This is a genomic window from Bacteroidota bacterium (assembly GCA_016713925.1).
Lineage (GTDB): Bacteria > Bacteroidota > Bacteroidia > AKYH767-A > OLB10 > JAJTFW01.
Genome location: JADJOH010000002.1, coordinates 380,809 through 407,349, shown reverse-complemented (window position 1 = coordinate 407,349; position 26,541 = coordinate 380,809). Strand labels below are relative to the sequence as shown.

25 protein-coding genes are annotated in these 26,541 nt (G+C 43.1%); 7 read left to right on the top strand and 18 right to left on the bottom strand.

Translation table 11 applies throughout. From position 1 onward, the window contains the following. Positions 1 to 15: 15 nt before the first annotated feature. Both IPJ86_01690 and IPJ86_01685 read right to left on the bottom strand, forming a co-directional pair. Complete coding sequence (locus IPJ86_01690) at positions 16 to 636, bottom strand: hypothetical protein (protein MBK7886046.1); 621 nt, start codon at positions 634 to 636, stop codon at positions 16 to 18. After that, the gene (locus tag IPJ86_01685) at positions 633 to 1,076 is read right to left on the bottom strand and encodes a hypothetical protein (GenBank protein MBK7886045.1); all 444 of its coding nucleotides are present in this window, start codon (positions 1,074 to 1,076) and stop codon (positions 633 to 635) included. Before IPJ86_01685 ends, IPJ86_01690 begins: the two co-directional genes overlap by 4 nt. A gap of 316 nt (positions 1,077 to 1,392) precedes the next feature. On the opposite strand from IPJ86_01685, the gene IPJ86_01680 reads away from it, so the two are divergent. Further along, the gene (locus tag IPJ86_01680; protein ID MBK7886044.1) at positions 1,393 to 1,827 is read left to right on the top strand and encodes a DUF2384 domain-containing protein; all 435 of its coding nucleotides are present in this window, start codon (positions 1,393 to 1,395) and stop codon (positions 1,825 to 1,827) included. A 2-nt stretch (positions 1,828 to 1,829) separates the two neighbouring features. Then, on the top strand, positions 1,830 to 2,327 hold the full coding sequence (locus tag IPJ86_01675) for an RES family NAD+ phosphorylase (GenBank protein ID MBK7886043.1): 498 nt from the start codon (positions 1,830 to 1,832) through the stop codon (positions 2,325 to 2,327). 20 nt (positions 2,328 to 2,347) lie between these two features. Here IPJ86_01675 and IPJ86_01670 read toward each other — a convergent pair whose 3' ends face one another. Both IPJ86_01670 and IPJ86_01665 read right to left on the bottom strand, forming a co-directional pair. Continuing rightward, positions 2,348 to 2,851 (bottom strand): DUF4442 domain-containing protein, encoded by a 504-nt coding sequence (locus tag IPJ86_01670; GenBank protein ID MBK7886042.1) that lies wholly within the window; start codon positions 2,849 to 2,851, stop codon positions 2,348 to 2,350. A 196-nt stretch (positions 2,852 to 3,047) separates the two neighbouring features. After that, the gene (locus IPJ86_01665) at positions 3,048 to 4,079 is read right to left on the bottom strand and encodes a nitronate monooxygenase (GenBank protein MBK7886041.1); all 1,032 of its coding nucleotides are present in this window, start codon (positions 4,077 to 4,079) and stop codon (positions 3,048 to 3,050) included. Between the two features lie 80 nt (positions 4,080 to 4,159). Here IPJ86_01665 and IPJ86_01660 point away from each other — a divergent pair, with 80 nt between their 5' ends. Beyond that, positions 4,160 to 5,932 carry a long-chain fatty acid--CoA ligase gene (locus IPJ86_01660; GenBank protein ID MBK7886040.1) on the top strand — a complete coding sequence of 591 codons (1,773 nt, stop codon included), beginning with the start codon at positions 4,160 to 4,162 and terminating at the stop codon, positions 5,930 to 5,932. A 308-nt stretch (positions 5,933 to 6,240) separates the two neighbouring features. Here IPJ86_01660 and IPJ86_01655 read toward each other — a convergent pair whose 3' ends face one another. From IPJ86_01655 to IPJ86_01645, 3 genes are all read right to left on the bottom strand, one after another. After that, complete coding sequence (locus IPJ86_01655) at positions 6,241 to 7,563, bottom strand: pyruvate dehydrogenase complex dihydrolipoamide acetyltransferase (protein MBK7886039.1); 1,323 nt, start codon at positions 7,561 to 7,563, stop codon at positions 6,241 to 6,243. A gap of 119 nt (positions 7,564 to 7,682) precedes the next feature. Continuing rightward, positions 7,683 to 8,699: a pyruvate dehydrogenase (acetyl-transferring) E1 component subunit alpha gene (gene pdhA, locus IPJ86_01650; protein MBK7886038.1), complete on the bottom strand. Its 1,017-nt coding sequence runs from the start codon at positions 8,697 to 8,699 to the stop codon at positions 7,683 to 7,685. Positions 8,700 to 8,939: 240 nt separating this feature from the next. Further along, complete coding sequence (locus IPJ86_01645; protein MBK7886037.1) at positions 8,940 to 9,428, bottom strand: cytidine deaminase; 489 nt, start codon at positions 9,426 to 9,428, stop codon at positions 8,940 to 8,942. 161 nt (positions 9,429 to 9,589) lie between these two features. Here IPJ86_01645 and IPJ86_01640 point away from each other — a divergent pair, with 161 nt between their 5' ends. Together IPJ86_01640 and IPJ86_01635 are read left to right on the top strand one after the other, a co-directional pair. Then, on the top strand, positions 9,590 to 10,390 hold the full coding sequence (locus tag IPJ86_01640; protein MBK7886036.1) for a GNAT family N-acetyltransferase: 801 nt from the start codon (positions 9,590 to 9,592) through the stop codon (positions 10,388 to 10,390). Between the two features lie 236 nt (positions 10,391 to 10,626). Further along, the gene (locus tag IPJ86_01635; protein MBK7886035.1) at positions 10,627 to 11,208 is read left to right on the top strand and encodes a GNAT family N-acetyltransferase; all 582 of its coding nucleotides are present in this window, start codon (positions 10,627 to 10,629) and stop codon (positions 11,206 to 11,208) included. A gap of 62 nt (positions 11,209 to 11,270) precedes the next feature. Here the strand turns inward: IPJ86_01635 and dnaJ are convergent, their stop codons facing one another. From dnaJ to IPJ86_01605, 6 genes are all read right to left on the bottom strand, one after another. Continuing rightward, positions 11,271 to 12,434: a molecular chaperone DnaJ gene (gene dnaJ / locus IPJ86_01630; protein MBK7886034.1), complete on the bottom strand. Its 1,164-nt coding sequence runs from the start codon at positions 12,432 to 12,434 to the stop codon at positions 11,271 to 11,273. An 11-nt stretch (positions 12,435 to 12,445) separates the two neighbouring features. Further along, a complete protein-coding gene (locus tag IPJ86_01625; protein MBK7886033.1) occupies positions 12,446 to 13,036 on the bottom strand; it encodes a nucleotide exchange factor GrpE in 591 nt (196 codons plus the stop codon). 143 nt (positions 13,037 to 13,179) lie between these two features. Then, positions 13,180 to 13,764, bottom strand: a complete 585-nt coding sequence (locus tag IPJ86_01620; protein MBK7886032.1) for a TlpA family protein disulfide reductase — start codon at positions 13,762 to 13,764, stop codon at positions 13,180 to 13,182. Between the two features lie 293 nt (positions 13,765 to 14,057). Beyond that, entirely contained in the window at positions 14,058 to 15,368 is a 1,311-nt protein-coding gene (murA, locus tag IPJ86_01615; protein ID MBK7886031.1) for a UDP-N-acetylglucosamine 1-carboxyvinyltransferase, read from the bottom strand. 19 nt (positions 15,369 to 15,387) lie between these two features. After that, positions 15,388 to 16,056 carry a DUF4290 domain-containing protein gene (locus IPJ86_01610; protein ID MBK7886030.1) on the bottom strand — a complete coding sequence of 223 codons (669 nt, stop codon included), beginning with the start codon at positions 16,054 to 16,056 and terminating at the stop codon, positions 15,388 to 15,390. A gap of 429 nt (positions 16,057 to 16,485) precedes the next feature. After that, positions 16,486 to 18,903, bottom strand: coding sequence for a UvrD-helicase domain-containing protein (locus IPJ86_01605; GenBank protein ID MBK7886029.1), 2,418 nt, complete (start codon positions 18,901 to 18,903; stop codon positions 16,486 to 16,488). Positions 18,904 to 19,173: 270 nt separating this feature from the next. On the opposite strand from IPJ86_01605, the gene IPJ86_01600 reads away from it, so the two are divergent. Together IPJ86_01600 and IPJ86_01595 are read left to right on the top strand one after the other, a co-directional pair. Further along, complete coding sequence (locus tag IPJ86_01600) at positions 19,174 to 21,546, top strand: T9SS type A sorting domain-containing protein (GenBank protein MBK7886028.1); 2,373 nt, start codon at positions 19,174 to 19,176, stop codon at positions 21,544 to 21,546. Positions 21,547 to 21,725: 179 nt separating this feature from the next. Then, positions 21,726 to 23,255, top strand: a complete 1,530-nt coding sequence (locus IPJ86_01595) for a T9SS type A sorting domain-containing protein (protein ID MBK7886027.1) — start codon at positions 21,726 to 21,728, stop codon at positions 23,253 to 23,255. 166 nt (positions 23,256 to 23,421) lie between these two features. Here IPJ86_01595 and IPJ86_01590 read toward each other — a convergent pair whose 3' ends face one another. From IPJ86_01590 to IPJ86_01570, 5 genes are read right to left on the bottom strand one after another with little or no spacing between them, the layout of a single operon-like run. Continuing rightward, on the bottom strand, positions 23,422 to 24,132 hold the full coding sequence (locus tag IPJ86_01590) for a DUF3570 domain-containing protein (protein ID MBK7886026.1): 711 nt from the start codon (positions 24,130 to 24,132) through the stop codon (positions 23,422 to 23,424). 6 nt (positions 24,133 to 24,138) lie between these two features. Further along, positions 24,139 to 24,654, bottom strand: a complete 516-nt coding sequence (locus IPJ86_01585; protein ID MBK7886025.1) for a hypothetical protein — start codon at positions 24,652 to 24,654, stop codon at positions 24,139 to 24,141. Between the two features lie 2 nt (positions 24,655 to 24,656). Further along, positions 24,657 to 24,905, bottom strand: coding sequence for a DUF4266 domain-containing protein (locus IPJ86_01580; protein MBK7886024.1), 249 nt, complete (start codon positions 24,903 to 24,905; stop codon positions 24,657 to 24,659). Beyond that, complete coding sequence (locus IPJ86_01575) at positions 24,868 to 25,773, bottom strand: FAD:protein FMN transferase (GenBank protein MBK7886023.1); 906 nt, start codon at positions 25,771 to 25,773, stop codon at positions 24,868 to 24,870. Before IPJ86_01575 ends, IPJ86_01580 begins: the two co-directional genes overlap by 38 nt. Then, a complete protein-coding gene (locus IPJ86_01570) occupies positions 25,770 to 26,171 on the bottom strand; it encodes a thioredoxin family protein (GenBank protein MBK7886022.1) in 402 nt (133 codons plus the stop codon). The genes IPJ86_01575 and IPJ86_01570 overlap by 4 nt, the downstream gene beginning before the upstream one ends. Positions 26,172 to 26,541 lie beyond the last annotated feature (370 nt).

The following is a 26,541-nucleotide window of genomic DNA, read 5'->3' as shown; positions in this document are numbered from 1 at the left end:
ATTGAATAGTCAGCACTAGTGTATATGACTTGGCAGGAGGCAGTAAGGCATTTTCCAATCTGTTTTTTTTCGTTCTACCAAAGGTGTTACTTTTCCGTTACAGTCTGTCAACCTTCCCTGAGCATCTCTTTTCATAATTTTCATTTTTCCTTCATGGATGGCTGCGATTGTTTTCTGTTGCAGTTCGGAAAACGCCACTTCTTTGTTTTCTCTTGCAATGCGCAATCCTTCTTCATTATTAAAAAGATCCATCTCTACAGCGGTGGCATCTTGCAGATATCCATCTTCTGTTTTCCCTCTTTTAAAGGCTTTGTAATTCCCTTTTTCATGCGCCTTGCCGAGTTTACGGGATGCTTTTTCTCCGATGGTAGTCCCCAGACAAGCCATCCAGAAAGCATGACGGAAGGCATCTAATTTTCCTCCATGAGGAAAGGTGTCGAGTTCCTGTTTGCGATAGAGAATGGTCGTTTCATTTCTCACATAAGCGGTAATACGATGTGCTCTTCCGGCTTTAAACAGATGTGTCAGCGTCCAGCATTTTTCAGGTCCGCTTAACTTAAAGAAAGCAGAAATCCTCGATTGAGTATAAGCCGGAAACGTTAACAGGAGAAACAATAACGTGATTGTTTTTGTCATTTAGCCATATGAAACATCATCGCCTTCGCAAAAGCAAAACTGAAAAATTGCAGTTGCTCTTGTTTGTTGTCCGTCTCACCCGCCAGACTAACACGAAAGCGATCCCATAACGACTCCGGTGCATCCAACGTAGGGATACAATAATATTCAGGAGCGCCGCGCAATTTGGTATATACCATTATGATGGCACAGGGTTGTTGTTCTGATGGTCGATAAAGTCCTTTGAAAGAGGCTTTGCGTTCTCCATACTCGTAATCTTTGAGATCTTTTACTTTATAACCTCCCTTTAATTCCACTTTCATTTGCATCAGCATTTTATAACCTACCGAACCCATTACATATTCGTCTTCAGTAGTGGCTGCTATTTTTTGATCTTGTCCGAAAGTAGGGGTGGTGTTGAATAAGATCACCAGAAGGAGGGCACTAAATATTTTTTTCATAGATTAACGGTTTCTACAAAGTTAAGAAAGCTATGGGCGATCACAACTATTGTTCTTTAAAGTTTTGATGAAGGAAGTCGGGTGCAGGTATAATTCCTGGTAATTTTAGTAAAATTCAGATTAAATTGATTTAACTTCCTAACCTGATATTATGCGCTAACTATGTAGATAAACCTATTAATTAAGAAGTTGAAGTGTTAGAATTATGGTTTTTTATAGTATTGATAAACAATGTAATGTATTACATAAATGTAAAATCTACCTTTTATTTTTGCAAAATTGCCTTTTGTCCTTATATTTACTAAGAATTAAGAATATGACAACAGCAACAGCAGAAAAAATTCTCCTTAAGGAAATACCGAATAGTCCCTTAAATGAAGATAAAATATTAAAACTTATTTCCTCTGAGTTATTGGACAAACAGTCAATTGCCTTTATAAAAAGAATTACAAAATTTAATGACCAATATATTTCAGATTTATTAAAAATTAGTATCCGAACGTTAAGAAATTATACCTTAGTGGGTGCAATGCTTAAAACAAAATTGGCAAAGGAACATTGGATAAAAATTCTTTCACTTTACAAGCATGGAGAAGAAGTTTTTGGTGAAAAGGATTTATTTATTGAATGGCTGAACGAGAACAATTATTATTTTGACAATAAGCCTCCTATATATTTTATAGATACCGTAGCGGGAATTAAATTCATCGATAACCAATTAACGGGTATGCAATACGGTGATAATGCTTAACGATGGAGCTTTTTAGAATTGCAGAGGAAAAGTATGCGTCGGATTTAATTGCATCCGGAATAGCAGGGCGGTGGAATGATGATAATGAATTTGTTATTTACACTGCCTCGTCAAGAGCTTTAGGCACACTGGAGAAGGTTATAAGGTTTCAAAGTATTCACCCTAAAGTTGTTTATAAAGTGATGGTGATTTTTATTCCGGATAATCCGGATTTTATAACAGAAGTGAAGATCGGCCATTTGCCATCATATTGGAGAGAAGTTTCCGCCTATCCTGAATTAAAAGCTATTGGAACAGATTGGTATAATAAAAGGAAATCATTGGTTTTGAAAGTCCCTTCTTCAATTATTACCAAGGAATTTAATTTTTTAATTAACACGGAACATCCTGATTTTGGGGTTGTGAAATTAGCTTTGATTGGAGATTATTTTTTTGATGAAAGACTCCTGTCAATGAATTCATCGGGTGCAAAAGCATCAAAAAGTAAAACAAAAAAATAAAATACCCATAGGAACCTTCATTAAGCCTGAACCTTTACCTTCCCCCAAGGCTTTATCTGCCAGGTAATGGAGCCGGTGCAAATAGGATGTTGGTTGGTGTCGAATACCTGAACAGCATAAGTTTTTACTATGGAATCTTCAGTGACCAATGCAGCTTTAATGGCAGCTAACTCCGATTGATCAATTCCAAATTCAGCATTTACTTTCATCTTGCCCTGGTACAGGTATTCCATCTGTATGGATTTCAGAATTAGCCGGTATTGCTCCGGTGGAAGCGCGCGCGCCAGACTCAGTCCGCTGATGTATTCACAAAGCGTAGCCAAAGCACAAGCATGAACTCCATTAATATGGTTTTTGTTTTTGCGAATGAAAGGAATGGAGATGAGTAATGTGTCTTCCTTTACCTGCTCCACTTTTAATCGATGCGGCTGATTAAAGGGAATGGTCCTCCAAAGTACGATGTTAAATAACCATTTGTAAAACCCCGACGTTTTCGCCTTTTCCAGTAAGCTGTTTAGATTCATCGGTGGATTTATTATTTATTCAGTAAGACTTGGACTTTTTACGCCATTTAGGTTGAAATGTTCCACATCTATATTTCGTGAGTATGAATCAGGAGTACTTGAAGTGATATGACATGGAATGATTTTTTAAATAGGGTTGTTCCGGAGTGGGTCAATTCCTTGCTGACATATCATGACTGTTTACTTGGGGTTTCATTCATTTATTGTCCGCTTGAACCGGAGCGATATGTTGTTGCATTAAATGAAACATCGCTTCTTCCAACTCTGCTTCCAGGCGTTGAATGATGTTTTCACAGGGAATGATGTCGTGAATCAATTCTACGCTCTGTCCTGCTGCCCAAAGGTTGTCGTAATTTCCGGGCTTAACCGCTTTTTCAAATTTGCCCATGCCTTTGTATTGTACCAGCATCTTGAAGTATTTTTTTGTTGTTGGATTATTGCTCATCCACCGTTCGAACCAGTTTTGTTTCGGGCCAATTTTTTTTGCGTAGGGTGTGCTGATAATGGCGCAGGGTGTTCCGGAGATGCGTTCCGTCATCATGATATCATCCATTCCCGAATCCACAATCGCATTTTTATACGCTTCACTGACCGCCGCTTCATTGGAGGCAATAAATCGGGTTCCGATGCTGGCACCCGCAGCTCCAAGAGCCAAGACAGATAGAATTCCTGCTCCTGTGGCAATACCTCCCGCCGCAACGACCGGAATATGCGGATAATTTTCACGGAGAAAAGGTAGCAGCACCGACTGTGGATAAGGTCCGGCATGCCCGCCCGCTCCCTGACTCACCGCAATAAATCCATCACACTGCAACGACGCACATTTTTCGGCATGTTCCGCATTGGTGACATCGCAAAACACTTTCCCTCCATATTCATGTGCTCTTTGAATTACCTCTTTTGGATTTCCCAGACTGGTAATGTAGAAGGGCACCTTTTCCTTTACACAAATTTCAAGGTGATCTTTGTATAACGGATTTGTTTGCTGAACAATAAGGTTCACACCATAATTTCCCGGAGCATTGTGTTCCTTTTTAAAAAGATTTAAGGTTTTAAGCAATGCACTCAGTTCATTCTCTTTTCTATAGTTGAGCGTAGGGAAGGTGCCCATAATTCCACATTGCATCGCGCTCTTCATCATGGCCTCGTTCGAAACCAGGAACATAGGCGCCATGATGACCGGAATGCGCAATTGAAACATGTCGGTAAATGAAGTATTAAATGACATAATTTATAATTATTTCTACGCTGTTTCGCTATTTCACGAACCAGATGTATATTTGACCTAAAGCTAAAACATTTCGGATTATGTCAGTGACCCGTCTCTTCGATTTATTAAACCGCTATCGTGAATTATATCCTGATAAAAAGGATGCACTCGCTGCTAAGGTAAACGGCCAATGGCTGCCGGTCTCCGCTGCTGAGTTGCTGCTTCAAACGGAGTTGGTGAGCTATGGTTTTCTAGAGATGGGCTTGCAAAAGGGAGATAAAGTGGCTACCCTGAGTAATAACCGACCCGAATGGAATTTCATTGATTTGGGTCTCATGATGGCCGGTGGTATTCATGTGCCGGTTTATCCAACGGTTTCCACGGATGATCTTCGGTTTATTCTCAATGATGCCGAAGTGAAATATGTCTTTGTATCAAGTGCAGAACTTTGGGAAAAGATAGCACCGGTAGTTCAGTCGATGCCTGGAATTAAGGCGATGTATTGTTTCGACACCATTCCCGGAAAACCGCATTGGACAGAAATTGTTGCATTGGGTAAAGCCCATCCTGCTCCTGAAAAAGTCAAGAGTATTTGCGATACCATTGGCGCCAATGACCTCGCCACTTTATTATATACGAGTGGAACCACCGGCTTTCCGAAAGGAGTCATGTTGTCGCATGATAACATTATCAGTCAGTTGCTGGCAGCACAAACGCTGGCCCCTGTTGACAGCAATAGCAGGGCACTGAGTTTCCTCCCCCTGAATCACGTGTATGAAAGAGTATTGAGCTATCTCTATATGTATCTGGGTGTCGGAATTTATTATGCAGAGAGTATTGAAAAAGTAGCCGATAATCTGAAAGAAGTACAGCCGGAAATTTTTGGATGTGTTCCGCGTCTCTTTGAGAAAGTCTATGACCGGATCATTGCAAAAGGTGCCGACCTCACCGGAATCAAGAAAAAGTTGTTTTTCTGGGCGGTAGATCTGGGATTAAAGTATGAAATCAATTCCGCCAATGGTGCTTTTTATGAATGGCAATTGAAGATCGCGCGAAAGCTGATTTTCAGCAAGTGGCAGGAAGCATTGGGAGGGAAAGTCAAGGCCGCCATTTCCGGTGGTGCAGCCCTTCAGCCCCGCCTTGCGAGAATTTTCTGGGCAGCGGATATTCCTATTTTGGAGGGATATGGTCTCACAGAAACCAGTCCTGTTATTGCAGTAAATACACTAAAGCCGGGAGGATTGAAATTCGGTACGGTTGGAAAAACAATAGAAAAGGTAACGGTGCGCATTGCCGAAGATGGAGAAATTCTTTGCAAAGGTCCGAACGTGATGTTGGGTTATTACAAACGCCCTGACCTCACCGCAGAGATGATCGACGAAGAGGGCTGGCTGCATACCGGTGATATCGGCGAGATGGTAGATGGAGTCTATCTCAAAATCACCGACCGTAAGAAGGAGATTTTCAAAACTTCAGGAGGAAAGTACATCGTTCCTCAAATCATCGAAAACAAACTGAAGGAGTCGCGCTTCATTGAACAAGTGATGGTGATAGGCGAGCATCAGCGGTTCGCTGCAGCGTTGATTGTTCCGGGTTTCGCTTTTGTGAAAGAATGGTGCGAAAGGAAACAAATACCAATACCGGCTACCAACGAGGAACTCATAAAAATCGAACGTGTCAAAAACAGAATCATGAAGGAAGTGAATGCGGTGAATGAAGGTTTAGGTTCCTATGAAACCATTAAAAAAATAGAACTCCTCCCCAGGGAATGGAGTATTGACAGAGGAGAGATGACGCCGAAGCTCAGCTTAAAGCGAAAAGTAATTCTGGAAGCGAATAAAGCATTGGTAGATAAAATATACGCCGATTGAATTCAGAATTCAGAATTCAGAATTCAGAATTGGAGTGTTGAATTATTGGAGTGTGCTTATGGAACAGGGGGCCTTAGTAATTAAGGTAAGACTTCAGCGAATAACGATGTGTTCAATTTGATTCTAAGTACCGGGAATCGACGTACAGAATAGTGTACGTGTTAGTTATAAGCTAGACCAAGATGCTGTACTATTCAAAATATCAAATACTCCGGCACTCAGGTCTTTTCAAATCATCTAATTCCATCATTCGATAACCATTCGAAATATTTTAATTCAACCTTCATCAAAAAAAATTCATAATTCAATTAAATATTTCCTTGCCCAAGCAGTACCACCGGATTTTCCAACAGCGCCTTAAACGTATTCAGAAATTTCGATCCAACTACTCCGTCAACAGCACGGTGATCACAGCTCAATGTTACCTTCATCACATTGCCCGGTTGAATAGTTCCGTTTTTCACAACTGGAATTTGCTTAATCGCTCCTACTGCTAAAATACAGGCATCCGGTGGATTAATAATCGCAGTAAATTCTTCGATATTAAACATGCCGAGATTAGAAATGGTAAACGTATTTCCTTCCCAATCTTGCGGCTGCAATTTTTTCTCCTTGGCTTTTTTAGCATACTCCTTCACTTCAACAGCAATTTGACTCAAGGTCTTGCTGTCGGCGAAACGAACTACAGGAACCAGCAATCCTTCATCTACCGCCACTGCGATACCAATATTGATATGATGATTATACCGGATACGATCGCCTAACCACGACGCATTTACGGCAGGATGCTGACGCAGTGCGGATGCCGCTGCTTTCACAACGAAATCATTGAATGAAATCTTGACTTCTGTGACCTGATTCACGCTCTCTCGGGCCCGAACCACTTCGTCCATGTCGATATCCATGGTGAGGTAGAAATGAGGTGCTGAAAATTTACTTTCACTCAGGCGACGGGCAATGGTTTTACGCATTTGGGAAACAGTCACCTCTTCAAAACTCTCTTTAGTGACCGCATTGGTAGCTAACGGCGACGAGGATACGAAAGTGCCCGGCTTAAACCAGTCGATATCACGTTTCACTATTCTTCCGTGTTCGCCGGAACCTTTCAGCATGCCGAGATCAATGCCTTTTTCATTCGCCAACCGTTTGGCCAGCGGAGAAACCTTCAAACGTTGATCGCCATTCATGGTGCTCATCATCTCCTTCACTTTTGGTGCAGCGATCGATGGGGCAGGAGGGGTAACAGGAGCAGAGGAAGGAACCGCTCCCGCAGAGGCAACAACAGCAGGTTCGGCTTTTTCAACCGGAGCTTTCTTCGCTTCCGGTGCAACCACAGATTTTGCACTGGCAGTGGCAGCTTCTTCCTTTGCAAGTAATTCTTTATAATCCTCACCGGCTTTTCCTAAAATGGCTAAGATGCTGTCAACCGGTGCAGCTTTCCCTTCTTCAATGCCAATATAAAGTAAAGTGCCCGCCTGATACGATTCAAATTCCATCGTGGCTTTGTCGGTCTCAATTTCTGCAACCAGGTCACCGTTTTTTATAGTGTCTCCTACTTTCTTATGCCATTTCACTACTACGCCTTCCGTCATGGTATCTGACATCTTGGGCATCCTGACTATCTCTGCCATATATTTTTTTATGTAGTTCGGTTTTTATGAAGTAACAAGAGGCGATAAATATATATGTTGTTCTCTACATATATTCAATATATCCGACTAGCGCCCTTGTTAAAATAATTTTAATTCCGTTAATCTGTAATATAAGGATAATCTCCTTGCGTATAAACATCTTTAAACAACTCACTCACATCCGGATAAGGAGACTCCTCCGCAAACCGGACACTGTCTTCCACCACTTCGTTGATACGCTCATTGATCTTTTCAATTTCCTCCTCTGTCGACATTTTATTCGCAATCAAAATCTGCTTTACAATTTCTACCGGATCCTGTGCTTTGTAACTTTCTACTTCTTCCTTGGTACGGTATTTTGCCGGGTCGCTCATGGAATGTCCACGGAAGCGATACGTTTTAATTTCTAAATAAATGGGTCCCTTGGTGCGGGCATGGTTCGCCGCCATCTCCATCGCCTCGTGTACTGCTTCTACACTCATCCCATCTACGGAATAGCTGGGCATATCGTACGCTAAACCAATTTTATGTAAATCATGAACATTAGAAGTACGTTCAACAGAAGTTCCCATGGCATAAGCATTGTTCTCCACAATGAATATGACAGGCAATTCCCATAGCATCGCCATGTTGAAAGCTTCATGTAATGCACCCTGACGAACCGCGCCATCTCCGAAATAGCAGACACATAGATTTCCGGTCTTGTTGTATTTTTCGGCAAAGGCAATGCCCGCTCCCAGTGGAATCTGTGCACCCACAATGCCGTGACCGCCAAAGAAGCGTTTCTCTTTAGAGAACATATGCATAGAACCACCCTTGCCTTTTGAGCAGCCTGTGATTTTTCCAAATAGTTCCGCCATCACTTCGCGGGCGCTGATCCCTTTTCCCAATGCATGTGCATGATCACGATAAGCAGTAATCATCGCGTCTTCCGGTTTCAATACACTCATGGCTCCTGCCACAACGGCTTCCTGGCCGATGTATAAATGGCAAAAACCCTTGATCTTTTGCATGCCGTACAATTGACCGGCCCTCTCTTCAAACCGCCGCATCAATTGCATGTCCTCATACCACTTCAGGTATTGCTCAGCGCTGTATTTAGGTTTAGTCTTTTTCGTCTTGGTGGCTGTTTCCATATGGGCAAAAATAAGGAAAGAGGGTGTATAAATTGATGTAGTCGTTCACGGTAAAGCAAATAAATCCCTTCCCACAATAAAATTTTAAATAATTGATAAAGTAATAGTTAAGTAGATCAAAGGATGTTCCGAGAACCATCCGTGCAAATCATTTCAATCCGTGTCAGCCGCGTTCCTTACAATTTTGATCTAAAAAACAGATCGGATATCAGGCAGATAATTCGGATGGACACGGATTTTCTATTTGAGGACATCTCCGCTGAACAAAAACGGCAGCAACTGAGCCACACAATCGGAAACGATATATGTTCCTTTGCCCCCCTCCATGATCAGCCGGATTTTATGTGCATAACGCAATTCATATTCGGCCATTACCTGCCGGCAATCTCCACAAGGGCTAATTGGAACGACAGGAAGCTTTTTTCCTTCGGGATAGGCGGTAATGGCGATGGCGATGATTTTATTTCCGGGATGTTGTGCTCCTGCAGCAAACAAGGCTACACGCTCAGCGCAGAGTCCGGAAGGATAGGCTGCATTTTCCTGATTACTCCCCCGCACAATTACCCCATTTTCCAGCATCACAGCAGCACCCACATGAAATCGGGAATAAGGCGCATAGGCATCATCGGCCGCCTTCTTCGCTTCCTCTACAAGCAAACGATCTTGTGCTGTTAACTCTTCAAATGATTCGTATTTTTCAAAATGACTGTCGAGGGTGAGTTTTTGCATAAAGGAGTATTGGTCTTTCAAAGGTAGTTATAATTTCAATCCTGACAACCACAAGCAATCACATTCACCCTCCATCAAATCTGCGTAAATCCGAATAATCCGTCAAATCAGTGTTCAAATGATCATCATGTAAAAATTAATTCACGATATTCGGATCTTCAATGAAATTCGAAAACTTCACTGAAGGCGACCTTCAGCAGCTGAAACCACTCGAGCCCGAAGGTTGGGGTGACCTGATACCGAGGTTCCGTTTGCTGCTCGAAAATGCAGGTTGTTTTACATTTAAACTCATTGTAAACAAGACCATCGCTGCTGTGGGAGCAACTATTCTGTTCCCGGAATCTGCGTGGCTGGCCTGCATCATAACACATCCTGATTACCAACGGCAAGGGATAGGAGAAAAGATGACGCGGTATTTAATTGATTCCGTCGACATGACGCTGCGACCCACGATCAACCTCATCGCCACACCCATGGGCTATCCCTTGTATAAAAAAATTGGTTTTATAACGGATAGCATATACGATCATTTTGATGTCGTCCCGGTTTATCGTCCGGAGTTGGCAGATCACCGCATCCGCAATTACGAGTCGAAAGATATAGAGGAGATTTCGCGACTGGATAAAGCCTTGTCCGGTGAGGACAGAAGCACCATGTTGTTAAACTATATGACAGAGGCTTCCGTTTTTTATGAGGGAGATGTGCTGACTGGTTACTATTTGCCATCACTGGGAGAAGGATTAATCTTCGCCCTCAATGCTACAGCAGGATCAGCACTCATGAATCTTCGTACATCCACCAAACGAAATGCTGTTATACCTCAAAGTAATAAAGCGGCACTAAATTTTATGGAAGCCGCCGGACTCCGGCCCTTTCGCATTTCAACCCGAATGTACATCGGAAAAAAAATGGATTGGGATCCGACAGCCATGTACAACAGGATAGGAGGGCAGTTGGGATGATATATGAATAAGATGTAATAAATTTAAAACGTCGGAAGCCCTCATCACTTCGCATTCAAATCATCACAACGCAAGACTTCGCGATCAAATCATCACAATTTTCAAATCATCACAATTTTCAAATCATCAAATCTTTGCATCTCCATCATTTTTATAACTTTGCGACTATCCATCGAAGATTACCGCAACAAACCATTAGTTTTGTGATCCTGTACATCTTCTCCTCCTTCATATAAATGCAAATGCTATTTGAGCCGCAACTTCTTCCTTTTCCGGTAATGGAAACACCTCGCCTGCTATTACGGAGGATGAAAGTTGAAGATGCAGAAGAAGTTTTTTTTCTTCGTTCAAATCCTGAAGTCAACAAGTATTCATTGCGCCCTCTCGCCACTGAAATAAAACAGGCAGAGGAATTCATACAGCTCGTTGAAAGTTTACTGATCAGCAATGAAGGAATCACCTGGGTGATGGCATTGAAGGACGCTCCGGAAAGGATGATCGGGAATCTGGGCATCTGGCGATTTATAAAGGAACATTACCGCGGTGAATTGGGGTATGTATTACATCCGCAGTATCAGGGAAAAGGATACATGCAGGAAGCATTTAACGAAGTCATTAAATATGGCTTTGAAACGTTAGGACTGCATTCATTAGAAGCGAATGTAGACCCGTCGAACCTCCCCTCCATCAAATTACTGGAGCGCAATAATTTCATTCGTGAAGCCTATTTCCGGGAAAATTATTTTGCCAATGGCACCTTTCACGATACAGCGGTGTATACGCGATTGGCAAATAAGTTTAGAAGCGACATTAGCTAGCCCCTACAGGGCTGGTGTTCGAGGAATGTGAGAGTCTATAGCTATAAGGTATACCTTAAACTTCAATTAAAATATTCTTTCATCCGCTCGAAAAAACTCTTATCTCCCTTTCCCGGCTTGGGTTTGAAGTTCTCTGATTCACGAAGTTTTTCCATCGTTTTCTTTTCTTCCGTGCTGAGTTGCTGAGGTGTCCAAACATTGATGTTGACGAGTAAATCTCCTCTTGTATAGGAATTCAGTGCAGGAACACCCTTGCCTTTCAGACGAAGAACTTTTCCGCCTTGAGTACCCGGCTCGATTTTAATTTTTGCTTTTCCTTCCAGCGTTGGTACTTCTATAGCAACACCCAAAGCAGCATCAGCAAAACTGATGTAGAGGTCAAAGATGAGATGGTCGCCGTCTCGTTGCAATTGAGGATGTGGTATCTCTTCCACCACAATCAACAAGTCACCGGGAATGCCACCACGTTCTGCTGCATTTCCTTTGCCGCTCACGGTGAGTTGCATGCCTTCCGCTACTCCGGGTGGAATGTTGATGCTGATAATTTCCTCCCCTTGCTGCAAGCCGGAACCGGTACACGCCTTGCATTTATTGGTGATCGTTTGGCCTTCTCCGTTACAGGTTGGACAAGTAGTGATCGTTTGCATTTGTCCAAGGAAGCTATTCGTCACACGACGGATTTGACCGCTCCCTTTACACGTATTGCAGGTAGAAAAAGCACCTGTTCCGGCCTGTGCTCCGGAACCACCACAGGTCTGGCAGCTGATTTGTTTGTTGACCTTTATTTTTTTCTCAGTCCCTTTAGCAATTTCTTCAAGGGTGAGCTTAACTTTTATGCGAAGATTCGTTCCTCTGTTAACAGTTCTTCTTCCGCCTCGACCTCCTCCGCCGCCTCCGCCAAAGAAACTTTCAAATGGATTTCCTCCTCCAAAAATATCACCGAACTGGCTGAAAATATCCTCCATGTTCATGCTCTGTCCGCCACCAAATCCTGCAGCACCGCCAACGCCATTGTGGCCAAACTGATCGTACCTGCTTTTCTTTTCAGGGTTGCTCAGGACCTCATAGGCCTCTGCAGCTTCTTTGAATTTATCTTCGGCCGCTTTATCACCCGGATTTTTATCGGGGTGAAATTTCAGCGCCATTTGTCGGTAGGCTTTTTTTATCTCTGCTTCTGATGCGCCTTTCGCAACTCCTAGTACTTCGTAGTAATCTCTTTTTGACATGTAATGTTCTCTTAACTGCCTACAACAACTTTTGCATAGCGTATAACTTTTTCGTTGAGCCAGTATCCTTTTTCTACTTCATCAACAATTTTCCCTTTCATGGCAGCATCTTCAACCGGTATTTTTGTGATGGCTTCATGCAATTCAACATCAAATTCATGACCAATGGAGTCCATGGGTTTCAATCCTTTTTGTTCCATTGTATTCAAAAGTTTTTGATGAATCAAGACGATGCCTTCCCGGGTAGAAGGATCTGCATTTTCACCCATTGCTTTTAAAGCTCTTTCAAAATCATCCAGTGTAGGCAGCAAAGAGGAAATGATATCTGATCCCGCCGACTTGATTAACTCCGCCCTTTCCTTGATGTTTCTTCGTTTATAATTTTCGAACTCAGCATATAACCGGAGATGATTGTCTTTTAGTTCACTGATTTCTTTTTCAAGTTTACCGATCGGATCCTCTTCCAATGGCTTTTGCTCGGAGGCCTCTGCTTCGGAAGAACGTTGGATTTCTTCTGCAATTGGGTTATCCTGAAATTCACTCTGCTTATCTGATTCCTGGCTCATCACTTTTCTATTGCTAAATGGGTTTCTTAGTTTCATGTATTTTTTTGCCCGACACAAAAATACTGCCATTGGGCAATAGTAGACAAATTGGCAGAAGTAATGGTCATAAAACAAAAAAGCCTCCCAAAGGAAGCTCTTTTGTCTTAGTTGGATGGGAGGGAGTTTATTCCCGGATTATTTTATTTTGTTTCGTTGGCCTTGTCTGAACCGGTGCTGCTTCCACCTTTAGCCAGATAAGATTCCAGTGTAGATTCAAGGTTTGCACCTCTTAAACCGCGTGCTACAATGACGCCGTTTCCGTCAATCAGGTAATTGGCAGGGATGGAATTTACGCCATAAGTCGCTGCCGGCTTCGACTGCCATCCGCCCAAATCACTCACATGGTAGGGCCATTCGAGTTTATCCTTTGCAATGGCTTTGATCCATGCTTCTTTGTTTTGGTCCAGACTCACGCTATAGATCGTAAAGCCTTTTCCGTTTTTAAATTTCTGATCCTTGAATTTTTGATAGGCCGCCACTACGTGGGGATTTTCCATTCGGCAGGGTCCGCACCAGCTTGCCCAGAAGTCGAGCAATACCATTTTGCCTTTTAAAGAACTGAGGGCGATTGATTTACCTTCAGGACTAGTATAAGCTAAGTCAATAGCCTTGTTGCCGATTGCAGTCCCGGTATTGTTCTGAGGACTCTTTGTAAAAGAAGTTAACGAGACAGCTGCGAGAGCTAAGAAGCCACTGAACCCCAGCAGAATAGCGATTTTTTTCATATGATTTTAAGATGTTTTTCTTTTAAGACGCGGGACTTTGGCAAAAATAGTACCAATTCCGATTTATTATAGTGTTTAATATAATTTACTTCTCCAGAGCTAACTTGGCTTCCGGCTTCCGGCTCCCGGCTACGGGCTCGGCTCCTGGCTCCCGGCTACCGACTTCTAGCTTCTGGCTTCTGGCTATTTCAACCTTTAACTTTAATCTTCAAATCTTTCAACTTAATTATTGAAACTTTAAACTTTAAACCTTAAACTTTAAACCTTAAACCTTAAACCTTAAACTTTGAACATTAAACTCTTTTTATCTGAGCTCCTAACGCGTTCAAACGTTCGTCAATTCTTTCATAGCCGCGATCAATTTGTTCGATATTATGGATCACGCTTTTGCCTTTTGCACTCATGGCGGCGATCAGGAGGGCTACTCCTGCACGAATATCGGGTGAGGTCATTTGAATGCCTTTCAAGGGGTGTTTACGGGCAAGACCGATAACGGTTGCACGATGCGGATCACAGAGGATGATCTGTGCTCCCATATCGATAAGTTTATCGACAAAGAACAACCTGCTTTCAAACATTTTCTGGTGGACAAGAATAGTTCCTTTAGCCTGAGTAGCAGTAACGAGGATCACACTGAGTAAGTCCGGTGTGAAACCGGGCCATATCTGATCGGCAATCGTGAGTATAGATCCGTCAATAAAGGTATCGATCTCATACATCTCCTGAGCCGGAATATAAATATCGTCCCCTCTGAATTCCATCTTTATTCCCAGCCGTTGAAAAGTAGAAGGAATAATGCCGAGATGTTGTAATCCTACATTTTTAATGGTCAACTCACTCTGCGTCATGGCAGCCAGACCGATAAAAGAACCGACTTCTATCATATCCGGCAGGATGCGGTGTTTCGTTCCTTTTAATGATTTCACCCCTTCAATCACCAGCAAGTTGGAGCCAATACCTGTGATTTTAGCTCCCATTTGATTCAGCATTTTGCAGAGCTGTTGCAAATACGGTTCGCAAGCGGCATTGTAAATCGTGGTCGTGCCTTCAGCCATCACTGCGGCCATCACGATATTCGCTGTTCCTGTAACCGAAGCTTCGTCGAGGAGCATATACGTTCCTTTCAGGTGCTGCGCATCTACCCGGTAAAAATTATCATTGCTGTCGAAATCAAATTTTGCACCCAGATTTTGGAAACCGATAAAATGGGTATCTAACCGTCTGCGTCCGATTTTATCTCCACCCGGCTTTGGAATCGCGGCTTTCCCATAGCGGGCAAGCAAGGGACCAATAATCATGATAGACCCTCTTAAAGCAGCTCCCAATTTGGCAAATTCTTTTGTCTCGAGATAACTGAGATCAATGTTTTTAGCCGTAAAGGAGAACGTATTGGGCTTTAAGCGTTGGGTCTGTACGCCCATTTTTCCGAGCAATTCAATCAGCTTGATGACATCCCGTATCTCCGGAACATTTTCTATGATGCATTCTTCTTCAGTAAGCAAAACTGCACAAAGTATTTGCAAGGCTTCATTCTTGGCTCCCTGAGGTTCAATAGTACCATTCAGTTTGCAGCCACCGGTGATTTCAAAACTGCCACCTGTCATATTCGAAGTTTCGGCGGGTTTATTTGCCACGGCTGTATCCATTGGTAGGGGTACGTTGTTTTCTGAGATTTTTATTTCGTTGATTTCTTCTGTCTGCTTCTTTCAGATCGATGAATTTGTTCGTGAGTTTCATATCATCACGAATCTCTAATACTCCTCCTGAAAATTCCTTCAATTGTTCTCTGATGACATCATCATCCACCGAGTCGCGGTTCCAGGTGAGGTAACTCATCTTCATAAAATTGGCAATGGCTTCCACCACCTGCTGACGTTCCGGAGTATCTTCCATCTTTAACGCTTCCTTGATCATAAGCTCGATCGTACTGCCATAATGTCTCAGTTTAATGTTTTTCTGAGGGTAGGGCATGGGAGATGGCTTCACATGGGTGAGGTCTTTGTCGGGCATCGGAAAAGGGGAATCGCAATCCAGTTTGAAGTCGGAGATGATATAGAGATGATCCCAAAGTTTATGTTTATAATCGACAAATTCGCGTAACTGCGGGTTGAGAATGGCCATAGCATTTACAATGGTCTTTGCGGCTTTGGTGCGCTCGTCACGGTCTTCAAGCTGAACGGTGAATTCTACCATTTCCTGTATGGAGCGCCCATATTCTGAAATGATCAGCGATTTTCTGGAGGTGTTGTATTGCATGTATTTATAGGAAAGTACTGTATTATTTACTGCCAAAGTTAAGGATTATTGGATTATCATTTTAGTGAAATTTATGTTCATCTATTAATTATAATTCCGATACAACATTTTGCTTCCGGCTAGCATTTCTCTGCTTCCGGCTGCCAGCTACCGGCTTCCAGCTCTTTGCTTCCGGCTTCCGGCTGCCAGCTACCGGCTCATTTGTTTTAGCATAAGAGTGTAGTTAAACCTTGCGAACCATATTCTCATATGCAATCATCCACTAGTAGAAATCAGCAAGATCAGCTCAGAGTTGCCTGCTCTGTTTCAGAAGCGCAGGTGATAATTTTAAAGGAAAGACTTTTGTTATGGTATCTCAAATTAATTCAGGAACACAGCAACAATGTACATTAGGCAACTATTTTTCAAACTTATTGCGGTTCGCGATCACAGCCGGCAGCTGGAAGCCGGAAGCCGGAAGCGAATTTACTCTACCACTCTAAGCTTCGCAAATTTCAGAAGCAGTTGCTTTTGTCCTTGACCATCAAAAAGGATAGTAGCTTTATGGTCCGGTGATCGGCCCTCAATGCTGATGACTTGTCCGCGCCCGAAACGCTGATGTTCGACAAATACGCCCGTCGTAATTTTTGAAGGATCATCCGCAATAAAATCACTGACCGGAGGAGCCGGTTGTGCCACATTGATTTTTTTGAATCCTTGTGGTACCGGGCTGCTGTTGGTCACAGGTGAGGGTTTAACGGTACTCTTTGCAGCACTTGATCCGGACTTCGGTGAATTTCCGCGGTAAGGTTTCGCATTTCGCTGAAAACTGCGATTTCCTCCGCCTCCTCCGCCTCCATAGTTACCCCATCCTCCCCGCTCATCTTCCTGATCAAATAAGGCCTCACCGCGTTGTACCGGCATTTCTATGCATTCACTATCGACTTCTTCTAAAAACCGGCTGGGTTCACACATGATCAGGTTGCCCCAACGGTAACGGGTAGCCGCCATTGATAATGTCAGCTTTATCTCTGCTCTGGTGATGGCTACATAAAACAATCGTCGTTCTTCTTCGAGATCAGTTCGTGAATTGACACTGAGTTGTGAGGGAAATAAATTTTCTTCGAGTCCGACGATGTATACATTTTTAAACTCCAGTCCTTTTGAACTATGGATGGTCATGAGTGAAACTTTATCGTCATCACCGTCTTTGTCATTGTCGGCATCGGTTAAGAGGGCGATGTCCTGAAGGTAAAGGTCAAGAGTACGCAAGGCGTTTAGATCCTGTTCTGCAGAAGGGGACTCCAGTGGAATTTTTCCATGCTCACTGAACTCCTTGATACCGTTCAATAGTTCTTGGACGTTTTCATAATGACTGACACCTTCCGGGGTCCTGTCATTGTATAGTTCGGTGAGCAATCCGGAAGCAGAGGCGATATGACTCGCCAGCTCATAGGCACTGTGATTGGGCAACATCACCTGCCAGCTTCTGACCATCACGGCAAACTCAGCTACCTTATCACGGATACCTCCGTTGATACCGGCTTTGAATTCATGAATATTTTCGAGCACATTCCACACCGAAACATTCTCCTGCGCCGCGTGCACAACAATTCTGTCGATGGTGGTTTTTCCGATTCCTCTCGCCGGATAATTGATGATGCGTTTCATCGCTTCTTCGTCCAGAGGATTGATCGCCATGCGGAAATAAGCCAGAAGATCTTTAATTTCCTTCCTGTTGTAGAAGGAAACGCCTCCAAATACCCTATACGGAATATTTCTTCGTCGCAAAGCTTCTTCCATCGAACGACTCTGCGCATTGGTGCGATAAAGAATAGCGAAATCTTTATGGCGGTAATGTTTGTTCATCTTCTCTTCAAAGATGCTTAAGGCTACCTGATTTCCTTCTTCATTATCACTGAGTGCTTTCAGGAGTTTTATTTTTTCACCGTGGTGATTGTCGGTCCAGACTTCTTTTTTAAGTTGATTCTTGTTGAAGGTGATCACAGAATTGGCCGCCTGAACTATGGTCTTGGTGCTGCGGTAATTCTGCTCCAGCTTGTATGTTTTTATCTCGGGAAAGTCACGTTCAAAGTTGAGGATATTCTGGATGTTGGCACCGCGAAAGGCATAAATACTCTGTGCATCATCTCCCACTACACAAATATTCTGATGCATGGCAGATAATTTTTTCACGATGATGTATTGTGCGAAGTTGGTATCCTGAAACTCATCTACCATCACGTACTTGAACTTCGTCTGATATTTATACAGTACATCGGGATGTTCCTGAAATAATTTCCAGGTATTGTACAGGATATCATCAAAATCCATTGCTCCGGCTTTGAAGCAACGTTTGCTGTACAATTCAAAGAGTAATCCCATCTTTGGTTTTCCGCTCGACTGATCATCTCCTGTAAGTTCACTGTTTTGCTGGTATTCCTGCCAGTTGAAGAGGTTGTTTTTTGCAGAGGAAATTCTGTTCAATACTGCTGAAGGCTTGTACGTTTTATCGTCCAGGTTTTGCTCTTTCAAAATATCCCTGATCAGACTTTTGCTATCGTCGGAATCATAGATGGTGAAGTTGGAAGGGTAGTTGATTTTATCGGCTTCGCTACGCAATATTCTTGCAAATACAGAGTGGAAAGTTCCCATCCATAAGTTCCGGGCTTCATTCCCCACTACTTTGGAAATACGCTCTTTCATTTCACGCGCAGCCTTGTTGGTAAAAGTCAGTGCCAATATGTTAAAGGGGTCGTTGCCTTTTTCGATGAGATAGGCAATGCGGAAAGTGAGGACCCTCGTTTTTCCTGAGCCGGCGCCTGCGATGATCATCACCGGTCCATCTGTTTGCATCACCGCTTCACGCTGTACTTCGTTGAGAAGGTCGAGGTAATTATTCATACAACAAAAATAGTGTAATTACACAGGCAAATCTTCCCTCGTCCCTGAATAGTTGACAACTGTCAGAAGCTCATGAGATTCAAAATATTGTGCCTGTTTATTCTTAACAACAGCCTTCTGACTACTACTCCGTCAGATCCGGTGTTTTGAAAGCTGTGTTGAAATGGACCGGCGATTCAAGTCGATCATCTTGATAACTATCATTTTTAATTTTTTTAAAGTACTTCAGTTTTTTTATCTACCTTTAGAGTCTCAAAACGCGTTGATCCAATGAAACATCTCTTATTGCTTGCCTTGGTTTTATTCTTAAAGCCAATAACTCTCCATGCACAATGCCCTTCCGGATTCAGTGAGGTCATAGTGACCATACAACCGGATCAATTTCCCGGGGAAACCAGTTGGAGTTTAAAGGATTTATCCGGGACCATTCTGGCTGCAGGTGGTGCAGTAGGAGATACACTCTGCGTCCCTCAGGGAATTTGTCTGATTTTTGAAATCCGGGATACTTATGGAGATGGGATGTGCTGTAGTTTTGGAAATGGCTTCTATGCAGTGGCGGTGAATAGTGTTATTCAGGCAGCCGGCGGTCAATTTACATATAACGAGTACAGTTATCTCAATTGTCCTCCCGGCACACATTGCGGGAGTGCATTCACCGTGTATGAAGATACTCTCTACACGGCATACGGTGCAAGTACCTGGCATAGTTTTACACCGGATTCAACCGGAACCTATAATATTTCTACTTGCTTTCCTTCCAATAGTTGTGATACCCGGTTGTGGATCTATGATCATTGCGCCGGACTCATTTGGAACAACGACATGGCCGGTACACTCTTTTACAACGACAGCACTTGTGGCATACAGGCCTTCATTCCTGCCGGTTTGCAAAGCGGACAAACATATTATGTTCGGGTAGGAGGTGATACATCTTGCATTACGGATAGCATCCAATGGCAGATCGCTTTTGCCGGACCAATCGTAGGTTGTCTGGATCCTGCGGCTTGTAACTATAATCCTTTGGCTACAGTGAGCAATGGTAGTTGTATTTATCCCGGGGATCCGAATTGTAATTCAGGACCTGATCTTATTGTGGATGGGAATACATTGCTGTCATCGCTCAATATGGGTATTGTAAACGGTAACGATGCTTGCCTGATTGGCGAAGGGTGTTTGTCGGGTTATGGTGCCAGAAATGTAATTAACTTCAGTACGCGTATCGCCAATATCGGTGATGCTGATTATTATATTGGTGCTCCTGCTACCGGTAATTCACAGTTTGTTTTTGATCAATGTCACGGCCACTGGCATTATGCCGGCTATGCGATGTATAATATTTACGATAGTTTGGGAGTGCCACTGCAGGCAGGATTTAAAAATGGATTTTGTGTACTTGATCTCCAGTGCTTCGGAGGAACGGCGAAATACGGTTGCAGCAATATGGGTATCTCAGCAGGCTGTGCAGATATCTATGGCGCCGGACTGGCCTGTCAATGGCTGGACGTTACTAATATTCCTGCCGGACGTTATACATTGGTTGTTCGTGTTAACTGGGATCAGGATCCGGATAAACTCGGCAGACAGGAGCAACGATTTGATAATAACGTAGCCGCTGTTTGTATCAATATCACTCGCGATACAGCGAATGTACCCTCGTTCACTGTCCTCCCCAATTGTCAGCCGATCATTGATTGTGCCGGAGATACATTTGGATTAGCCATCAACGATTGTATGGGGAATTGTAACGGCAGTCGTATTAGTGGTGATTTGAATGTGGATACATTAAGAAATGATATTGATGTCGACCAGTACCTCGTAGATATCACTGCACTTAATGCTGTCATGCCTTGCAATGATGTGAATGGAGATAATGCACTCACGGTTACGGATGCGGCTCTTGTGAGCGGATGTATTCGTGAAACAAATGGTTCACATGTTCACCCGGGAGCTACGCAAAATACGCATCGGCATTGTGAGTTTCCGTTTAACATTGTCAACACCAACGATACAGTGCATTTAGGAATCGGAATGGTCAATCAAACGTTGAACTATATTGATTTAAATATGCTCAATCCCGATTGCCGCTTACTCGCCCTCGATTTTACGATGAGTGGTGTAGTGATTGATTCTGTGGTTTCGCTTGTGGGTGGTTTTTATCCGTTGATAGAATGGAATGCCGCTACCGGACGCATTGCTTTGCTGGACACTGCTGAAGTTTCATTGGGCAAACAACTTACAGCAATGCCCTTTGTCAGAGTGTATTTCAGTACATTGACAAGTACAACCGTTTGTGTAGCTTCCATCAACGCGGCCGTGAATGCCGATTACGAAGAAACCCTGAAAAGCATTTTCAACGGTTGTGTTACAGTGACCGGTATCAATATTCTCTATCAAAGCGGACTTGTCAAGATTACCCCGAATCCTTCGGAGGGTGTTTTTGCTATCTCTACCGATGTGCTCAATGGCGAAAGGGCGAACATCACTGTGCTTGATGCAATGGGAAGAGTGATCTATACTTCGGTGGAAGTCCTCTCTGCAGGAAAAGGAATTTCCATTGATCTCAGCAAACACCCCAAAGGTGTCTATCTGGTGCGTGTTCTTACCGGACAACTTGAAGTGACCGAACGACTGGTGAAATTGTAACATCTTCCTAAAAGTGACCTTAGTTTAAGCGATGGGAAGGCAACGTCCTGAAGTATCGGGAAAGCGGCGTGCGCGGCGAGTTCTCCTAACAAATCATAATAATCTTAACAAATCTGCGGCCCACCAGAATTTTATTGAGCGCTATGTTTTTTACAAATTTTTTCCGTAATTTTATTGTGATGAAAAAATTCTTTTGCGCTTTGTTGTTGATGACTGCGGTTGTAGGGTGTGGGAAGGTGGTTGCTCAGTTCAATAACAACTACTGGGTGTTTGGAGACAGTGCTTATATAGATTGGAGTAATACTGCGGCTCCAGCAGTTGGAAATGGTCCATATTACTATCGAAATGGCAGCTCATCCATTGGTAATCAAAATGGACTATTAATGAGTGCTGGATTAATTAATAATTCGGCACCACTTGATTGTTTTATATGGAACAAATATGGTAAGCGAATAGGTGATTCAATTAGAATTAAAGGTGGTCTATGGTATCATGCGAGTTTATTTGTTCCTGATCCGGGGAATGATTCAAACATCTATTTACTTACGGCAGGTGTAACTTCAGTAGAAAGTTATGGACTATATTATTCGAAAGTAAACTATAAAGCTAATAATGATTCAGGGCTTGTAATTCAGAAAAATATAGTGCTTAACACTTTTCCTGCATTTGATGCATTAATGGCTGTAAAACATGGTAATGGTCGTGATTGGTGGTTGATTACTCAGCAATGGGTTGCACCTAATGCACAAACTCCTAACAATGAATTCCGGATTTATTTGATTTCTCCTACGGGGATATCCGGACCATCAGTACAAAATATCGGAAACAATCATACAACGAATATTGGACAGCTTGTTTTTTCAAGTGATGGAACAAAATTTGCAAATATCAGCGGACGTGGATTAGTTGAGTTATATGATTTTGACAGGTGTACCGGAATGATTACAGCAACAATACCAGTTGAACAAGAACCACCCGGCCAACCTTATATCCATCTTTATCCAACGTGTGCCTTTTCAGGTGACGATTCTAAATTATACATACTGGATCTGGATCAGTTAATCGACACATACTATTTAGTGCAGTATGATTTACTTTCTTCCAATATTTCTCAAAGCAAAGTTATCATTGATAGTATGGTTGCTCCACAAGCTCCCTGGCAAATGAAATTGGCACCGGATGGTAAGATTTATATAGCTGCTTTTGATGAAAATTATTCATGGCCATATCCTGATACAAGTACCGCTTATACTACCATAAATAATAATTTAAGTGTAATTAATCATCCGGATTCCTTAGGAGCAGCCTGTGACTTTCAACCCTTCAGTTTTAATTTAGGAACTGGCCGCTCCTATTACGGCCTCCCCAACAATCCCGATTATGAACTCGGTGCATGGGTAGGGAGTCCTTGTGATACGCTGAGTGTTGGGGTGGATGATAATGTACCGGAGCAGGAGGTGTTTTTTCAAGCCTGGTATAATAGTGAGTGGAATATGATTCACGTCAACGCCTCCAAACTTAAAGGAAGAACGGGAAGTTTGCGGTTGTTTGATATGGAAGGGAGGTTGGTGTTTGAGAAAAAAATGGAGGTGATTGCAGGAGGGTATGTGACGGGAGAGATACCGATGAATGCGGTGGCGAATGGGGTTTATCTGGTCAATCTTATTACTGATTCGGAAAGTGTTTCGTCAAAAACTATCAAATTGTAAGTGCATGGAGATTGACGTCTTCCAAGGAATTTTCCTTTTTAACCACTAAGGCACTAAGGACACGAAGGGGCACGGAGGATTTTTTATTAAAAATTATTTCCTATATTCTTTCAAAACATTCATCAATCTTGTCTCCCGGCAGGGAGATCATTAATTCAATAATTCATCAATTGTATTTTGGTGTAAGATAATTTTTTTGCCTCCCACGTTGGTTGATGTCAAAGAGCAATGTTCCCATCACGGCTGTTAGGCCATCGGAACGTTGATACCATGCCAGGCGCAGACCGATGCCTTTTGTGAAGTAGTTGCGTTGTTTTTTTTGAAGGGGTAGGAAGTAAAATTCCATTCCGGCTTTGATGGCATTGAATGCGGAAAGGTCGTAGTCGGAGGTGTAGAATTCAGCGTTGGGAAGATGAGCTGATATGGTGTTGAAATAATGCGATGCACTTTGTGTGTAGAGGCGGAGGAATGGTCCGGCGTAGAAACGGTTGGTGAACTTATAGCTGAGTTCTTCTTCAAAAGAGAGGGCCTGGATACCAAAATTATCGGAGTAAAATCCGAACTCACTTCGCAGAATACTTTTCTTGCCTGCAAACCAGGTGTTGAGAAAGCTCATGCCGAATTTCCACCGTTCCTTCGGTAATTTTTCTACACGAAGGTCGCCGTCGTTGAAGTATACCCGATGAAAAGGCGTACTGAGTAATCCACGTTGATAGTTCAGCATGGGCATTACATTCATCTGCATGCGTCTATTTATGATGAAGGAATAAGCGGCCTGAAGATTATACGATTGGCGTTTGTATTCAGTCGACCATTCTTTGTAGCGCAACCCGGCAGGATAAACTAATCGTACCGCTCTGTAATAATCCGGATTCAATCGTCCTCAGCGAAGATCATCAAAGGAAGCGTCGACATTTATTCGTAATTGTCTGCCGCTGCTGTCTTTCTTCGTCGCATAGCTGAACTGAAGGGGAACAGCCAGATAATCCGATTCGACGGAGATGCCGGAACCGATTGACATCATCTGCTCATTCTCCCCTTTTCGTATAAGGGTCCCGTTAGCATGTCCTCTTCTGTCAATTCTGGACGCAGACGAAAGCACATAGTCAATATTATCAGTGGAGGCGGAAGTGATGACGTCGATGCCGGCCTTCCAGTTCAACGAGAGTTTTTCCCCAATCGCATGTGTCAGTTGAAAAGTAGTCGCCTGCACATTAAGTTTCTCGGTGCCTGAACCACCCGTAACTGCGCTATGTGTTCCATCCTGGAAGTAGGAGGAGAAGAGCGCTTTGATTTCGGTAGGGTCTATGGGTTTGGAACGAAAGATCGAATCACGCTGTTGCGCCCTGCCTGCGAAGGAAAGCGTAATGAATCCGGCGATGATGATTTTTTTTCTCATGCTCAGTTGCAACCACAGCCCCCGCTTGTTTTTTCTCCTCCCGGAAAGGTGGCGCCTTCGCGGATGCTTTCGAAATAATCTTCAAAGGCCCTGATGGGTTTTCCGTTGATCTCCATGGCCCGATCGTTTAAGTAAGCGCGCTGATAGGGTTTCACCGCCTGACATCCTTGCGCGAGTAGTAATACCCCAAGCCCAAGGAGGAACGGGTGATATTTACGAGGGAAGATTCGAGTATACCTGTTTGTTTTCATGGGCGATCACGCAATAAGTGCCGGGTAATTGCTGTATAAAATGTTTTCCTGCTTCAAGACCCATCACGTAAACTGCAGTGGCCAATGCGTCGCTGAGTTCTGCCGAGGGACTAAATACACTCACACTTCGTATACCCTTGAGCGGTAGTCCGGTTTTAGGATGAAGGGTATGACTGTACTTCTCTCCCTTGTACATAAAGAATTGTTCATAGTCGCCGGAGGTCGCAACCGAGAACGTGGGCATATTGACTTTCATCAATAAGGTTTCTTTCCCGGGATCAGCAATTCCGGTTTGCCAGTTACTTCCATCTGCACGTGTACCCATCACCGAGAGGTCTCCGCTGGCGTTGATAACACCTCCCGTGAGTTCCATCTCCTTCCATATTTTCCGTACCCGGTCCGCAGCATAACCTTTGCCAATGGCTGCAAAGCTGATTTTCATACCTCTTTTCTCCAGAAAAATGCGGTTGTTGCCAAGTAGCAGAATATGTTGGAAACCTGTTCTGGATAGCGTCGCTTTTAATTCTTCTTCCTTTGGAAATACACCTTCTTCACCCTGAAAGCGATATAGCTTTTTCAATGGACCTATAGTGATGTCGAAAGCGCCCTGAGAGATTTCCGAAAGTTTTTTACAACGTTCCAGTAAACTATAGACTTCCGCGTTGATGGTGTAAATTTTATGCGCTTCCATAGCGTTGATACGCGCTGTTTCAGAATCCGGACTGAATTCAGTCAAAAGTTTTTCTATCCGGAAGACCTCTTCTTTACCTGCTTTAAAAAAAATATCCGCTTCCTGTTCATCAGCAGCGATGACGATGAACTCAAAGGCACTGCCCATCAATCTGCAATGGTGCCGGAATTCTTTCATGGTTGGTGAAGCGCTGATTTTATTTCTGATAGTAATTCTATAGTCCCCTGACGATGATATTCAATGACCCTGAAATCATTTCCCTGAAGTAAAACAATTTTCGGGAAAACACCTTCCCGATTATAGCGTTCGGCTAATGTGTTGTTGCGTGCTTCCTCTTCTGCCGGGAGCGATCGGTGCTGAGGGAAGTCGGCGATGAGGAGTTGGGAGTTGTGGGAGGTGAAAGCGAGAAATGCAGAATCCTGCAGTACATGCTTTTCCAGATACATGCAGTTGACACACCAATCAGAGCCGGTAAAAATAAGAAGTTGCGGAGAATTCGACTCCTGTGAATAAGCAGTGATGCAGTTAAAAAGAATCAAGAGAAAAGAAAGGTAAAGGTTATAGAATTTATTCATGTTTCTGTCTATACGGGTTTATATACTTTCAAATTTGAATTTTAATGAAAATCAAGTACAATTTTAATTGATCAAAATAAGAATTGGTCATTCATTTTTAAATTCTAATTGGTTATTAAACTTGTGACTTAACCGCGGGGAACGCAAGGTAAGCGCGGGGGACGCAAGGTAAACAGGAGGAACACGGAATTTCATATCAGAATTGAGGGATGAATTTTCTCCTCCCAGTCTCGTCAGATTCAAATCGTCGAAGACGAATTGAGTAATGACGAGACGATCCTCCCCTCCTCCCAGTCTCGTCAGATTCAAATCGTCGAAGACGAGTTGAGTAATGACGAGACGATCCCCCCGGCGAACGCAGAGAGCGCCC